Origin of the sequence: Komagataeibacter rhaeticus (assembly GCF_011611525.1) — a bacterium.
In the GTDB taxonomy this organism is placed as follows: domain Bacteria; phylum Pseudomonadota; class Alphaproteobacteria; order Acetobacterales; family Acetobacteraceae; genus Komagataeibacter; species Komagataeibacter rhaeticus.
On record NZ_CP050139.1, the window covers coordinates 3,371,197 to 3,385,093 of the forward strand.

At 60.0% G+C, this 13,897-nt stretch carries 12 protein-coding genes and 6 pseudogenes; 10 read left to right on the forward strand and 8 right to left on the reverse strand.

What is annotated here, in order from left to right; genetic code table 11:
* Positions 1 to 175: 175 nt before the first annotated feature.
* The 3 genes and pseudogenes from GWK63_RS15565 to dnaE2 all read right to left on the reverse strand — a co-directional run.
* Complete coding sequence (locus GWK63_RS15565) at positions 176 to 2,998, reverse strand: error-prone DNA polymerase (protein WP_240919156.1); 2,823 nt, start codon at positions 2,996 to 2,998, stop codon at positions 176 to 178.
* Between the two features lie 77 nt (positions 2,999 to 3,075).
* Complete coding sequence (locus tag GWK63_RS17555; RefSeq protein WP_408885802.1) at positions 3,076 to 3,339, reverse strand: hypothetical protein; 264 nt, start codon at positions 3,337 to 3,339, stop codon at positions 3,076 to 3,078.
* 67 nt (positions 3,340 to 3,406) lie between these two features.
* Positions 3,407 to 4,480, reverse strand: a pseudogene (dnaE2, locus tag GWK63_RS15570) (error-prone DNA polymerase); the annotation flags it as partial.
* 108 nt (positions 4,481 to 4,588) lie between these two features.
* Here dnaE2 and GWK63_RS15575 point away from each other — a divergent pair.
* From GWK63_RS15575 to GWK63_RS15590, 5 genes and pseudogenes are all read left to right on the forward strand, one after another.
* Positions 4,589 to 4,873 (forward strand): annotated as a pseudogene (locus GWK63_RS15575) (transposase); the annotation flags it as partial.
* Positions 4,870 to 5,010, forward strand: a pseudogene (locus GWK63_RS17560) (transposase); the annotation flags it as partial. The pseudogenes GWK63_RS15575 and GWK63_RS17560, both read left to right, overlap by 4 nt.
* 635 nt (positions 5,011 to 5,645) lie before the next feature.
* Positions 5,646 to 5,915: a helix-turn-helix transcriptional regulator gene (locus GWK63_RS15585; protein ID WP_039998689.1), complete on the forward strand. Its 270-nt coding sequence runs from the start codon at positions 5,646 to 5,648 to the stop codon at positions 5,913 to 5,915.
* 97 nt (positions 5,916 to 6,012) lie between these two features.
* Positions 6,013 to 6,138, forward strand: a pseudogene (locus GWK63_RS17615) (DUF3363 domain-containing protein); the annotation flags it as partial.
* Positions 6,131 to 6,364, forward strand: a pseudogene (locus GWK63_RS15590) (transposase); the annotation flags it as partial. The pseudogenes GWK63_RS17615 and GWK63_RS15590, both read left to right, overlap by 8 nt.
* 73 nt (positions 6,365 to 6,437) lie before the next feature.
* Here the strand turns inward: GWK63_RS15590 and GWK63_RS15595 are convergent.
* Together GWK63_RS15595 and GWK63_RS15600 are read right to left on the reverse strand one after the other, a co-directional pair.
* Positions 6,438 to 7,019 (reverse strand): HlyD family efflux transporter periplasmic adaptor subunit, encoded by a 582-nt coding sequence (locus tag GWK63_RS15595; RefSeq protein WP_223846577.1) that lies wholly within the window; start codon positions 7,017 to 7,019, stop codon positions 6,438 to 6,440.
* 17 nt (positions 7,020 to 7,036) lie between these two features.
* Complete coding sequence (locus tag GWK63_RS15600) at positions 7,037 to 7,708, reverse strand: helix-turn-helix transcriptional regulator (protein ID WP_223846578.1); 672 nt, start codon at positions 7,706 to 7,708, stop codon at positions 7,037 to 7,039.
* 99 nt (positions 7,709 to 7,807) lie between these two features.
* Between GWK63_RS15600 and GWK63_RS15605 the strand changes: the two genes are divergently transcribed.
* The 3 genes and pseudogenes from GWK63_RS15605 to GWK63_RS15615 all read left to right on the forward strand — a co-directional run.
* Positions 7,808 to 8,563: a class I SAM-dependent methyltransferase gene (locus GWK63_RS15605; RefSeq protein WP_007400099.1), complete on the forward strand. Its 756-nt coding sequence runs from the start codon at positions 7,808 to 7,810 to the stop codon at positions 8,561 to 8,563.
* Between the two features lie 85 nt (positions 8,564 to 8,648).
* Positions 8,649 to 9,110, forward strand: coding sequence for a YbaK/EbsC family protein (locus tag GWK63_RS15610; protein ID WP_039999851.1), 462 nt, complete (start codon positions 8,649 to 8,651; stop codon positions 9,108 to 9,110).
* 143 nt (positions 9,111 to 9,253) lie between these two features.
* Positions 9,254 to 10,600 (forward strand): annotated as a pseudogene (locus tag GWK63_RS15615) (relaxase/mobilization nuclease domain-containing protein); the annotation flags it as partial.
* A gap of 11 nt (positions 10,601 to 10,611) precedes the next feature.
* Here the strand turns inward: GWK63_RS15615 and GWK63_RS15620 are convergent.
* The 3 genes from GWK63_RS15620 to GWK63_RS15630 all read right to left on the reverse strand — a co-directional run bounded on the left by GWK63_RS15620 (position 10,612) and on the right by GWK63_RS15630 (position 12,189).
* Positions 10,612 to 11,202 (reverse strand): RES family NAD+ phosphorylase, encoded by a 591-nt coding sequence (locus GWK63_RS15620; protein WP_019086935.1) that lies wholly within the window; start codon positions 11,200 to 11,202, stop codon positions 10,612 to 10,614.
* 4 nt (positions 11,203 to 11,206) lie between these two features.
* On the reverse strand, positions 11,207 to 11,839 hold the full coding sequence (locus GWK63_RS15625; protein ID WP_019086936.1) for a hypothetical protein: 633 nt from the start codon (positions 11,837 to 11,839) through the stop codon (positions 11,207 to 11,209).
* 104 nt (positions 11,840 to 11,943) lie between these two features.
* The gene (locus GWK63_RS15630; RefSeq protein ID WP_370543935.1) at positions 11,944 to 12,189 is read right to left on the reverse strand and encodes a DOPA 4,5-dioxygenase family protein; all 246 of its coding nucleotides are present in this window, start codon (positions 12,187 to 12,189) and stop codon (positions 11,944 to 11,946) included.
* A 63-nt stretch (positions 12,190 to 12,252) separates the two neighbouring features.
* Here GWK63_RS15630 and GWK63_RS15635 point away from each other — a divergent pair, with 63 nt between their 5' ends.
* Together GWK63_RS15635 and tnpB are read left to right on the forward strand one after the other, a co-directional pair.
* Positions 12,253 to 13,380, forward strand: coding sequence for an IS110 family RNA-guided transposase (locus tag GWK63_RS15635; protein WP_034928124.1), 1,128 nt, complete (start codon positions 12,253 to 12,255; stop codon positions 13,378 to 13,380).
* 326 nt (positions 13,381 to 13,706) lie between these two features.
* Positions 13,707 to 13,895, forward strand: coding sequence for an IS66 family insertion sequence element accessory protein TnpB (tnpB, locus tag GWK63_RS17565; protein ID WP_202795790.1), 189 nt, complete (start codon positions 13,707 to 13,709; stop codon positions 13,893 to 13,895).
* Positions 13,896 to 13,897 lie beyond the last annotated feature (2 nt).

Sequence of the window (13,897 nt, forward strand, 5' to 3'; positions counted from 1 at the left end):
AACCATGAATCCCGTTTAATATCAAATACTTAGGCCGCCTCATGGGCGGCCTTTTGCGTTTCTGCTCCGCGCGCAGGATGCGTATAGGATGCAAATGGGAGTGAAACTCCAGCGTAGATAGGACTGAAATCGGGGCGTTTCACGATGGCGTGATCTTTGTCGGCAGCCTTATCGATCAGTGGAAATTACGCGATCTGACGACGATGCGCTCACCGGCGGAATCGCTGTCATGGGTGCTCTCAGCAGAGGAGCGATTACCGATGTCTGCGAGCAACCCGGAAAGGTCGGTGATCTCTTTTGCTACCAGATGCACGACGTCACCTTCCTTCTGGAGCATGCCCGTCACCGCCAGCATCTGCCCACCAAGCACCACGCGCCGGTTTGCATCGAACATATCCGGCCAGATGATGACGTTCATGTTGGCTGTCTCGTCCTCCAGCGTCATGAACACCACGCCTTCGGCAGACCCTGGTCGCTGCCGAACCAGCACCAGCCCTGCCACGGTGAGACGCTTCCCATCCTTTGCCGCCAGCGCCTGCCGACAGGTGACGATGTCCCGTTCTCGCAGATCCCTGCGAAGAAATGCGAGGGGATGGTCCCGCAGGGTCAGGCCAAGCCGGTTATAGTCCCGCACTACCTCGGCGCCATCCCGCATGGGCTGCAGCAACACATCCGGCTCCTCCGCTTCACGCGTTACTTCCGCAGCCGCAAACAGGGGCAGGGGTTCATCGCGCAGAGCTTTGATCGCCCAGAGCGCCTCGCGCCGTGTCAGCCCGAGCGAAGGGCGGAACGCGTCCGCTTCGGCCAGATGGGTCAGGGCTGCCGACTTCACGCCAGCCCGACGCCACAGATCATCAATGGATGTAAAGGGACGGGAGGCTCGTGCGGCAACAATCCGGGCCGCATCGTCATTGGCCAGGCCCTTGACCAGACTGATGCCCAGCCGCACGGCGAAGCGACCCTCCGGTGTTTCCGGCCCTTCCAGTGTGCTGTCCCAGCGTGAAGCATTCACGCAGACAGGCCTGACCTCCACGCCGTGTTCCCGCGCATCGCGGACCAGTTGTGCCGGCGCATAGAACCCCATCGGCTGGCTGTTCAGGAGTGAGGTCAGAAACACATCCGGATGGGTGCATTTCATCCATGACGACGAGTAGGCCAGAATGGCGAAACTGGCCGCGTGGCTCTCGGGAAATCCGTAAGAACCGAAGCCTTCCAGTTGCTGATAGATCCGCTCGGCGAATTCCTCATCATACCCATTGGCGCGCATGCCTTCGATCAGGCGTGTCTGAAACTGCGAGACGGTACCGGTATTCTTGAAAGTCGCCATCGCGCGACGCAACTGATCGGCCTCGGCGGCGGTAAACCCTGCACAGATCATGGCGACCTGCATCGCCTGTTCCTGAAACAACGGGATACCGAGCGTCTTTTTCAGAACCTTTTCCAGTTCAGGTGTCGGATAGTTTTCCGGTTCGATCCCTTCGCGCCTGCGGAGATAGGGATGGACCATATCCTCCTGTATAGGGCCGGGACGCACGATCGCGACCTCAATGACGAGATCATAGAACACACGCGGCTTCAGGCGCGGCAGCATGGACATCTGCGCGCGGGATTCAATTTGGAACACGCCGATCGTGTCGGCCTTGCGGATCATGGCGTAGGTGCGCGGATCCTCGGCCGGGAGGGCCTGGAGCGTAAAGTGTTGGCCTTTGTGCGCCGCCAGCAGGTCCAGACCTTTCTTCATGCAGGTCAGCATGCCAAGGGCCAGAATATCGACCTTCATGAATTTCAGGACGTCGATATCATCCTTGTCCCATTCGATGATCTGGCGCTGCTCCATCGACGCAGGCTCAATGGGCACAAGCTCATCCAGCCGGTCATGCGTCAGCACAAATCCCCCGGGATGCTGTGACAGATGACGGGGTACGCCGATCAGGCAGCGGGCCAGATCAAGCGTCAGGCGGATACGGCGGTCTGACAGATCAATGCCACTATCAGTCAGGGCGTCATCGTCCAGCCTGTGGCCCCAACCATGAGTCTGGCCCGAGAGCGTGCGGATCAGGTCTTCCGGCAGGCCCATGACCTTGCCAACATCCCGCAAAGCCCCTTTGGCGCGATAGCGGATCACCACGGCTGTCAGGGCCGCGCGGTCACGTCCGTAATGCTCATACACCCACTGGATGACCTGCTCGCGCCGTGCATGCTCGAAATCCACGTCGATGTCCGGCGGCTCGCCCCGCTCTTCGGAGACGAAGCGCTCGAACAGCAGCGAATTACGGGCGGGGTCGATGGCTGTGATGCCGAGCACGTAGCAGACGGCAGAATTGGCCGCCGAGCCGCGTCCCTGACAGAGAATATCCTGAGAGCGGGCATAGCGGACAATGCTGTTCACGGTCAGGAAATAGGGCGCGTAGGCCATGCGCCCGATCAGGCCGAGTTCATGGCGGAGCGTTTCCGCCACGTCATCCGGTACGCCATCCGGATAGACGGAACGGGCGCCCTCCCAGGTCAGCGCCTCCAGCGCCTGCTGGGGTGTCTGGCCAGGTACGGAGACTTCATCAGGATACTGGTAGGCCAGATCATCGAGCGAGAAGCGGCAGCGCTCCACGATATCCATGGTGCGGGCGGCGGCTTCAGGGTAACGGCTGAACAGCCGGGCCATTTCCTGTGGCGGTTTGAGATAGCGGTCCGCGTGACGCTCGCGGACGAACCCGGCCTCGTCGATGGTGGTGTTATGCCGGATGCAGGTGACGACATCCTGAAGGATGCGCCGGTCGTGGGTATGGAACAGCACGTCATTGGTCACAACGGTTGGCACCCGTGCCTGATGCGCCAGGTTGGCAAGCTCATACAGCCGCATCGGGTCATTGGGACGGCGTAGCAGGGTGAGCGCCATATAGGCACGGTCAGCAAAGGCGTCCTTCAGCTTGCGCAGATGCAGACCGCAGGCATCATCCGCCGTGTCGGGGATCAGGACAACGATCAGGCTGTTGATTTTCACTGAGAACTGACCCGGGTAGGGCGGAAATTTTCATCGAGATTAAACTGGGGAATTTTCAACCAGCACATTTGGGGAGATTACAACCAGCACTCACAGACGATACGCTCACCGGCGGAATCGCTGGCATGGGTGCTCTCTGCAGAGGAGCGATTACCGACGTCCGCGAGCAGCCCGGAAAGGTCGGTGATCTCCTTCGCCACCAGATGGACGACGTCACCTTCCTTCTGGATCATGCCTGTCACTGCCAGCATCTGCCCGCCCAGCACCACGCGTCGGTTAGTGTCGAACATATCGGGCCAGATGATGACGTTCATGTTGGCCGTCTCGTCCTCCAGCGTCATGAACACCACGCCTTCTGCCGATCCGGGCCTCTGACGCACCAGCACAAGCCCCGCCGCGGTGAGACGCTTCCTCGGCCGGGAGGGTCTGGAGCGTGAAGTGCTGGCCCTTATGTTCCGCCAGCAGGTCCAGCCCCTTTTTCATGCAGGTCAGCATGCCGAGCGCCAGAATATCGACCTTCATGAATTTTAGAACATCGATATCGTCCTTGTCCCATTCGATGATCTGGCGTTGCTCCATTGAGGCAGGCTCAATAGGCACCAGCTCATCCAGCCGGTCATGCGTCAGGACAAAACCACCGGGATGCTGCGACAGATGGCGGGGCATGCCGATCAGGCAACGTGCCAGGTCGAGTGTCAGGCGGATGCGCCGGTCGGACAGGTCAATGCCGGTGTCATTGAGAGCCTCATCGTCCAGCTTGCGTCCCCAGCCCCAGATATGTCCCGATAGGCTGCGTATCAGGTCTTCGGGGAGACCCATCACCTTGCCAACGTCACGCAGCGCCCCTTTGGCGCGATAGCGGATGACCACCGCCGTCAGTGCCGCCCGGTCACGGCCGTAATGCTCATAGACCCACTGGATGACCTGCTCGCGGCGGGCATGCTCGAAATCGACGTCGATATCCGGTGGCTCGCCCCGCTCCTCGGAGACGAAGCGTTCGAACAGCAGCGAGTTGCGGGCGGGATCAATGGCAGTAATGCCGAGCACGTAGCAGACAGCAGAATTGGCCGCCGAACCACGGCCCTGGCAGAGAATATCCTGACTGCGTGCATAGCGGACGATACTGTTCACGGTCAGGAAATACGGTGCGTAGTTCATCCGCCCGATCAGGCCGAGTTCATGGCGGAGCGTTTCCGCCACGTCATCCGGTACGCCATCCGGATAGACGGAACGGGCGCCCTCCCAGGTCAGCGCCTCCAGCGCCTGCTGGGGCGTCTGGCCGGGCACGGAGACCTCATCGGGATACCGGTAGGCCAGATCGTCGAGCGAGAACCTGCAGCGCCCCACAATGTCCATGGTGCGGGCCACGGCTTCGGGGTAACGGCTGAACAGGCGGGCCATTTCCTGTGGCGGTTTGAGATAGCGGTCGGCATGGCGCTCGCGGACAAACCCCGCCTCATCGATCGTGGTGTTGTGCCGGATAAGCGGACATAAACGCGCGACGTGCGAAGGTTGGTTTTCTCTGATCGCTGTCTAGCAGACTGTCGGGTTGGGGTGCCTACCTCTGGTGATCTGGGATAAGCTTTCAGGATGAACAGCTTCATTCCGTTTGATCGATCGCAGCCGTATCTTCTGCCGCCGGATCTGAAGTCATGGCTGCCGTCGGACGATGTGGCGCATTTCATCGTGGCGGCGGTAGAGCGGATGCCGTTGAGGGCATTTTCCGTTCCTGCGCGGACTGGCGGCAAGGCGCAGTATCATCCGCGCCTGATGCTGGCGCTGCTGATCTACGCCTATGCGAACGGCGTGTTCTCATCGCGTCGGATCGAACGGGCGACGTATCGTGATATCGGTATGCGCTTTGTGGCGGCGAACCGGTCTTCGGTATCATCAAGAGCGCCATGGGCTTCACCCGTTTCCATCTCCGTGGCCTCTCCAACGTCGCAACAGAATGGACGCTCGTCGCCCTCGCATACAATTGCCGCAGGATCACGCGACTGACGGCCGCATAAACACCGTCGTCGTCGTCACTCATCACTACGGCAGCGCCCAATCCGACAGCCTGCTAAATCGGGGTTGAATATGGGTTCATATACACTGTTGCCCGTTTTTGGAACAATTTCGGAAATTGCATCCAGGCATCCACTTTCTTGAAAAGAATGCGATCCGATGGCTTGGTGGGAGCAATCCTCAAACATACAAATTGATTTGTGGCCGGTTATTTTTTTATAACGGGTGCCAAATCTATATATTTTACTCTTCTGTTGACCTTTGTTTAGGGGCGAATTTTTAATCGTATCGATTAATAAACTACGATAATAATCTTTCTCTTTACTTGAGAACATTGTTTCGAATTCGCGCTTGAGACATGAGGCGGGGTATTTATCTAACAAAAATATAATCGAAAAAGTGCGCAAGCTGAAAGACAGTTAAGCGTTTTGGACCTACCGGTTCTGTGTCAATCTGTTTGACAATGGTATACTGTTCACCGACCTCAGTAGCTTATTCCCAATAAGCGCCTCTTAATAGGGTGCCGGAATCATCCCCTGTTGATTCTGGCACTCTTCATCCTACCAATCCTCCGCCACGGTTCGCCATGGCCCGCTGTCGTGACCGACAGCAGCCGAACCCAACCGGAGGGCCGATCATGCTTGATCCCAAGACGGGGGTGCCGCCCCGTTTCCTGCGCACGCCCGATGCGGCGCGTTTCCTCGGTATTTCCATCCGCATGCTGGAAAAGCACCGCACCTACGGCACTGGTCCGACTTATCGGAAGATCGGCGGTCGCATCGTCTACGCCCTCCCAGATCTTCAGGGATGGGTCGAGAACGGTGTCCGTCGCTCCACGACCGATGAGACACCCTGCCATGTCTTCCCAACCCGTCCGCTGACTCCAGCCGAAAAGGCGACCCTCTGAATGGCCGGCGTCATGCCGCAGCGCGGCCAGCAGGGGCAGGAGAGCGAGCGGCTGCGCCTCGATCCCTTCGTGATCGCGGGTGGGGATGCCAGTCCCCGTGAACGTCCGCCCCGTCCTTAATGGCGAAGGAGCCGAGACCGGCACTTACGAAGTCCCTGCTGGCGGACGACGCTTCCGCGCCCTCGAACTGCTGGTGAAGCAGAAGAAACTGGCGAAGACGGCTCACCGAGCCCTGGCGCCTGGAAATGAAGGCCAGGCTGCAACAGAACCCGGCAAAAGCCCTTTACGCCTTACGCAAGCAGACCGTCGAACCGGTCTTCGGTATCATCAAGGGCGCTATGGGCTTCACCCGTTTCCATCTCCGTGGCCTCCCCAACGTCGCAACAGAATGGACGCTCGTCGCCCTCGCATACAATTGCCGCAGGATCACGCGACTGACGGCCGCATAAACGCCATCGTCGCCGTCACTCATCACTCCGGCAGCGCCCAATCCGACAGCCTGCTAGATCCTGCGTGTTGCTGCTACAGGCCAGCTTCTCCCATAAAGACCGAGACAATCTTGCGATAGGTCCGCTGCACAAAACTGGTGGCGGTGGCGTGTATGCGGACCATTCCCCCTATGCGCTGTCTGACCGGTGGCAGCGGCCCATCAGGCAGGATAATAACCTGGTAGACCGCTTCTTCCGGTACGATCCTGTGGCTGGTTTCGTCCCGATGTGCCTTGATATGCCCGCCATACAGGGAGGCCTGTTCCAGCGCATCGATTTCCGGGACTGATGCAACCGAAATCGACCGTACATGCCCTGTTATCCGCTTGGCACCAGGGCTATTGGCCACAAAACTGGCCTTTGCCCCGGGTTGTATGAAGCTGATGTCCGTTTCATGCACATATGCTTCAATGGCGGCATGGTCTTCTGTTATGATTGATCCGATATAATCATGCTGTTTCAGCGTATCACCGACATGGATTTCCGGTGGAACATCCACCAGCATGCCGGTGAAGGGCGCGGTAAGGGTCAACTGCCTTAGAGCCTGAATCAGAAAGCGGTTTGATTGATTTTTCGCAGAACTCTGCGGAATCCGCAGAGTTCTGCGAAAAATCAATCAAACCGCTTTCTGATTCAGGCTCTTAGCAATACACTCTGATTATGCCACAGCCGTTCAAAATCCGGACTTCGGGATCGAAGCTCCTGCACGAGTGTTTCCACCAGATGCGTGTCACCACGGATGCTGGCAGCCCGGAATTCGGCAAGAACCCGTCGGGCACTGCCTTCCCAGTCATCCAGAAAGGTTCGGGCTGTAGGGTCGAGAAAGACGTAGCGCAGCAGGTTGCGCTCTTCACTGTCCAGCCATCCAACGAAGAGACGCCGGGCCGCTTTGTTGGCGACGCAGGCATTCCACAGGGGATCCAGCACATAACAGGGCATGGTCACCTGCGCCGGGAAAGTCCGGACGGGTTCGGGAAGACTGGATGCGGTGACTGGCCGTGAGGCATCGGGATCCTTCAACTGGGCCAGTTCGAATAGATAGAGCCTTTCCGCAGGGGACAGATGCAGAGCCGTGGCAATACGCGCAAGTGTCGTCGCCGAACAGGAGACATTCCGACCCTGTTCCAGCCACGTATACCACGTCGTGCTGATACCACAGAGCTGGGCTGCTTCTTCCCGCCGCCACCCCCGTGCCCGACGCCGTCCGGGCAGGACATGCAATCCAACGTCCTGTGGAGACAGGGCGTCACGTCGCGCGCGCAGAAAGGCTCCAAGGGAGCGGTGCTGTTCAGAAGGAAGGTTCATGATGGTGGTTTTTATACCAGTATAAAATGAGACATTATCCCTTCTTTTTGTGTCCGGCAATCTGACGTCACAGATTACATAAGAGGCAGATGAGAAAAGATGACGGATTCATACACAGCAAGGCATTATGGCGACCGGGCACAGGACTATGTTGCCAGCGCAGTACACAGTCAGGGCAGTGATCTGGACAGGATCGAACGTCTTGTTGCGGGCAAAGGCCTGCGGCGCGTTCTGGACCTGGGCTGTGGAGGAGGGCACGTGACCTACCGTCTGGCGCCGCATGTCGAAGAGGTGGTTCCCTGCGACATCACCGCTTCGATGCTGGACGCTGTGGCGCACGAGGCGGCACGGCAGGATTTGAATAATGTTGCGACGGTACAGGCCCCGGCAGAGGAGTTGCCATTTGACGCTGGAACTTTTGACGCTGTGTTCTGTCGCTTTACCACCCACCACTGGTCGGATGCTCTGGCAGGTCTGCGGGAGGCACGACGTGTCCTGACTTCTGCAGGTATGGCTCTGTTCATTGATGTGACGGCTCCATCTTCCGCCCTGCTGGATAGCTGGCTGCAGTCGATGGAACTGCTGCGTGATATCTCGCATGTACGGGATTATTCATCTGCTGAATGGACGGCCTGTCTGGGGCAGGCGGGCTTCGTTCTGAAGGCTTTTCAGACCCATCGTCTGCATATGGACTTCGCAAGCTGGGTGGCACGTACGAAAACCCCGATTGAGCAGACTGTGGCCATTCGTTCCCTCCAGCAGACTGCCCCGGAAGCGGTAAAACGCTATTTCGAGATCGAGGCAGACGGTAGTTTCATGATTGATGTCGGCAGTTTTCAGGTGGCGCCGTTGTGAACCGGTCTGTGATTGTGTCCCTGAAATGCAGGATGTGTCATCATCCGGACCACCAGCAGTTTTCCAGCATTGTGGAGGGGAAGAGATGAGCCGGGAGTCCGTGCAGGCATTTTTCGAGGCAAACGCACCCGATATCGAACCGGTGGTGCTGACAGACAGTACGGCGACAGTGGCGGAAGCCGCTCAGGCTCTGGGTGTGGAGGAAGGGCAGATTGCCAAGACGCTGGCGCTGAAAGTCGGGGATGAGCGGATCCTGGTTGTCATGGCCGGGACGGGACGGCTGGACAACCGCAAGACGAAGGATACGTTTGGCAACCGGCCTCGCATGCTGCCCGCGGACGAGGTGCTGCAACTGACAAGCCACCCCGTAGGTGGCGTGTGCCCCTTTGGGTTGCCGCGGCCGATCAGGGTGTTTTGCGACATCTCCTTGCGTGCGTTTGACGAAGTCTGGCCCGCGGCAGGTGATCGGAACAGTTCCGTATGTCTGACGCCGGAGCAACTGGTGGAACTTGTTGGCGCAGAATGGGTCGATGTCAGCCAGCACTAATGTCGGATTTTGCCCTCATGTCAGACATTTAATTGACTAAGTGTCTGACCGAAAATGAGTTGAGTGATTTCAGTGGATTATGATTCATGGGTCTCGATGAAAATTTCCGCCCTACCCGGGTCAGTTCTCAGTGAAAATCAACAGACCGTCACCATTTTCGCTTCATCGTCTCGCCCGAGGACGCAGCACGGATGGAGGATCTGCGGGGCTTCGCGCGGGAGTTGATGCAGGACATGGAGCGCGACCTCGGCACCAAGCTGGACTGGGTCGGGGTGGATCACTGGAACACTGACAATCCGCATGTCCACATCCTGGTGCGCGGCGTGGCCGACGACGGCAAGGATCTGGTCATCAGCCGCGCTTATATCAGCCAGGGCCTGCGCGACCGCGCCGCCGAACGGGTGACGTTGGAACTTGGCCCGCGCAGTGAACAGGAAATCCGCACCGCGCTGGAAACCGAGATCGGCGCTGACCGCTGGACCAGTCTCGATCGCGCGTTGCAGGACATCAACGACGAGCGCGGCGGCATCGTCGATCTGCAACCGGGCGCGGGTGCTGAAGACCCGGAACTGCGCCGCCTGCTGGTGGGCCGGGCGAGCAAGCTGGAAGGGCTTGGTCTTGCCGAACCGGTCGGGGTGGCCCGCTGGACCCTCAAGCCGGGGCTGGAGGCGACGCTGCGCGATCTTTCCATCCGGGGCGACATCATCAAAACCATGCACCGCGCCATGTCCGGCGGTGGGACAGAGCCCGACATCGCGGGTTTCGCGATCCACGGTGAGAAGCTGGCCGATCCGATCGTTGGCCGGCTGGTCGAGCGCGGGCTAGACGACGAACTGAAGGGTTCGGGCTACGCGGTGATCGCCGGCACCGACGGGCGCACGCATCATCTCCGCTTCCCCGATCTGGATCTGACCGGCGATGCGAAGCCGGGCGCGATCGTCGAGACCCGCACCTGGGAGGATGCCAAGGGCACGCAGCGCCTGTCGCTCGCCACGCGCTCGGATTTCACGCTGGCCGAGCAGGTGACGGCGCCCGGCGCGACCTGGCTCGATCGCCAGTTGCTCGCCAAAGATTCGGCGCTGGCCAATGCGGGCTTCGGGGCCGAGGTCCGCGAGGCGAGGGCGCAGCGGATCGATCATCTCGCCTCCGAGGGGCTGGCCCGGCGGCAGGGCGAGCGCGTGGTGTTCGCACCCGACCTGCTCGGCACCCTGCGCCAGCGTGATCTCGATCAGGCGGCCGCCAGATTGGCGGCGCAGACTGGTCTGCAACACCGGCCCGCGAAGGAAGACGAGATTGTCTCGGGGGTTTATCGCCAGCGGGTCAACCTGTCCTCGGGTCGGTTTGCGATGGTCGACGATGGGCTGGGGTTCCAGCTCGTGCCGTGGCGCCCGGCGCTGGAGCAGAAGCTCGGACGGCAGGTTTCCGGCACCCTGTCGCCGGGTGGAGCGGTGGACTGGACTTTCGGACGGAAGCGGGGACTCGGGATTTGAAACCTTGCCGGTCAGTTCGTCAGTCCCACGCCATAGATCTCCATCAGTTCATAGAACCAGTCCGCATCGAGATTGTCGCTCTGGGAGGCGATCGCAATCGCGCTCTCCGTCCGGTCGAAAAGGGCGAAACAGATCTGATCGTTGTCATGGCGGGCGCGGTAGCTGATGCCGTCGGCATCGGACCATGCGTCGTGAACGGCTTTCGACCAGGCGTGTGGCAGATCGTACGGCAGGCCGGATGATGTGACCTCCGCCGTGGCGCCGAGCACAGCCAGTCCGGGGCCATGCAGCTCCACCAGCCGCAGTTCCCGATTGGCGCTCAGTATGGTGCAGGCCTTGGCGGCGATGAGATTGATCGGCAGCAGCGTGCGGCCTGGCGCGCGCAGGAACGTCTCCGCGAACGCGCCGGCCTGCTGTTCCGCCGTGTACAGAACGCCATGAGAGCCGTCCGGCGCGTTGAGACGCCCGGAGCGCGAACGGTCGAAATAAATCGGATCATGAGCGCGGGAGTGAAAACGATGCAGGGGATGGCCCGCGGGCAGAATGCGCCAGCGGGGTTGCCGGGAGGCGAGGTCTCCCGGCGGCCAGGGCTGGTTCGGCACGCGGTCAACCGCCCTGGACGCCGATGGACTGCGCGGCTTCCACAACCGCTTCGGTCTTGCCAGCGCCCAGCGCTTCGATCGGTGTCTGCCCGTCGAGTTGTGCGAGCGGCGTAACCAGGAAATTCAGACGGAACCATGCGCTTTCGCTTGGCAGGGCGGCGAGCACCGGCTTCAGGCCCGACACGACCCCATCCCCAGTGAACTGCGCGACCGGATAGCGCCGCTCGCCGCTCGGTCCCGGAACCGCCAGGATCGCCTGTTCGCGGACTTTCTTCTCGATGGCCTGGCGGGTGACTCTGAGCAGTTCCCTGACCTGATCGAGCGTATAGGCGCCACCGGCACGGCGAAGATCGTCGTCCCTGATCTGTTTCCCGCGTAACAGGGCAAGTCCCCATGGGCCGACCGCATAGGCATCTGTTGCGGTCTCGCGGGAGGGAGAGCGACCGGCTTGCGGCCGAACCTCGTATTCCAGCACCTGTGGCTTCGCGCTGGCACGTCCGCGCGTTCGAGCTGTCTTGCGTGCAGCCAGTTCCAGGCCGGCCGGCACCGTCACGATGCTGCCCACGCCGAGAAGTCGGGTTCTCGTATGGCTTCCCGCAACGCGGGTGCGTGTTTCCGAACCGGGTGTCGTGGGCATCCTGTCGCCTCCTGGCAGAGTCCTCTTCGTGATGGCAATATAGGAAACCATGACAACCAAAGCAACCAATAGAACGCCGCCACGCTCCTGGCTTTGGGCTGGCGTCAGATCAGCGCCGTACCCGCCGGTTCAGTATTCGGAGCCCCTGCGTCGTCCGCCTTCGGCGAGTCTTCCGGTAGCCGCTTCGGCAGCAAGGCGCGACGCTGCCCGAGCCAGAGTCCGTCGCTGATGTGATCCCGGCGCGGAGAACGCGTATTCGGGTGGATCAGGATGCTCAGGCCCCGGTGATTGAGTATCAGCCAAGGAACGAGCGTCGCGAACAGCCCGGTCTCGAAGGCGATCTGATACATCGGTGTTGATTTTCACTGAGAACTGATGGTGTGGACGGCTCCCTGTGGTCCTGAGAGGTCGCTATCCGCGTTGATCTTGGCGCGATCTTCGTTTCACTGGAACTTGGAAAATCGAGTTGGCTGGTCACATCGCTCTCACCCGGAAGCGAGAAGATGTCGCGCCACTCGGTTCAAGGTGGCGATATTGCGGGCCTGTTCGGCTGTTTCACTAGTCTTCGTGACAAGGCCCGCGCTCGGGAAGGAAGACTTTTTCCGCTTGTGGTGATTCAGGAAGCCGGATTGGATGGATTCTGGATCGATAGAGCCTTGAAGCAGGAGGACTGGATCGAGAGCCATGTCGTCGATGCGGCGTCGATCGCAGTTCCCCGCAAGCACCGGCGTGCAAAGACGGATCGTATCGACGGGGAGATGCTGGTCCGTACGCTGCTGGCGTTCAAACGCGGAGAGGCACGGGTCTGCTCAATGGTCCGCCCTCCATCACGGGAAGAGGAAGACCGCCGACGTCTCAGTCGGGAGCGTAAGGTTCTGGTGGGCGAGCGCACGCGGCATATCAACCGCGTCCAGGGCCTGCTGCTGAGCCAGGGCATTCGAGGTTACCGGCCGCTGCGACGGGATCGGCGTGCCTGTCTCGACGAGTTGCGAACGGGCGATGGTCATCCCTTGCCGAAGCATCTCAAGGCGCAGATCGGACGAGAACTGGACCGCATCGAACTTCTCATGGAACAGATTAAAATGGTTGAGAGCGAACGGGACGAATTGGCAAAAGTGAATGACAACAATCAATGTTCGCCAGTTGTCCTGTTGCAGGGTCTCAGAGGGATTGGCGCCGAGTTTGCCACCGTTCTGACGCAGGAAGGACTGTTCCGGCATTTCGACAACAGGCGGCAGGTCGCGGCTTATGCCGGTCTGGCGCCTTCGCCGTGGAAAAGCGGATCGATCGACCGTGAACAAGGCGTCTCGAAATCCGGTAATCCGCGCCTGCGCACGGCCATGATCCAGCTTGCCTGGCTGTGGCTCCGCTACCAGCCTGACACCGCGCTGGCGCAGTGGTTCCATGAACACGTGGGCGCAAGAAGTAACCGGAGCCGCAAAACGGCGATCGTTGCCCTGGCCCGCAAGCTTCTTGTTGCGCTCTGGAAATATGTCACGAGTGGTGTCGTTATCGATGGCGCGCATCCGGCGTCCCGCTGATGGAAACACCACAGACATAAACCCCATCCCCAGGACCTGATCAGTCCTGTGGATCCAGGTGAACGGACCGATCGGCCCCATGGCTTGCAATGCCGACCTTTCAGAATGGTCCCGTTCTCCTGAGCCTTTGCCCCGAATGCGGGATAGTGGTGCTGCCGCGCGCGAGCGGCGACCGGATGTGAGGTTCTACAGGTGCGGCATCGCGCCGGTAGTCGTTAAACAGGCTCAGACCATGGATCCAAAACACGGAGAAGAAAAAATGATCTCGCAGTGAAAGTGGCCATTGACGTGAAACTCCTCATGTGAGGGGCCGACGCGGCGACCTGGTGAAACTGATCTGGCACGATGGGATCGGCCTTTCCTTATATGCGAAGCGGATCGAGCGCGGGCATTTCCTGTGGCCTTCGGCAAAGGACGGAGCGATCCATCTCTCCCCGTCACAATTGACTTGTCTGCTGGAGGGTGTGGATTGGCGCAATCCTCAGAAAACATGGAGACCTGAACTGGCGGGATAATA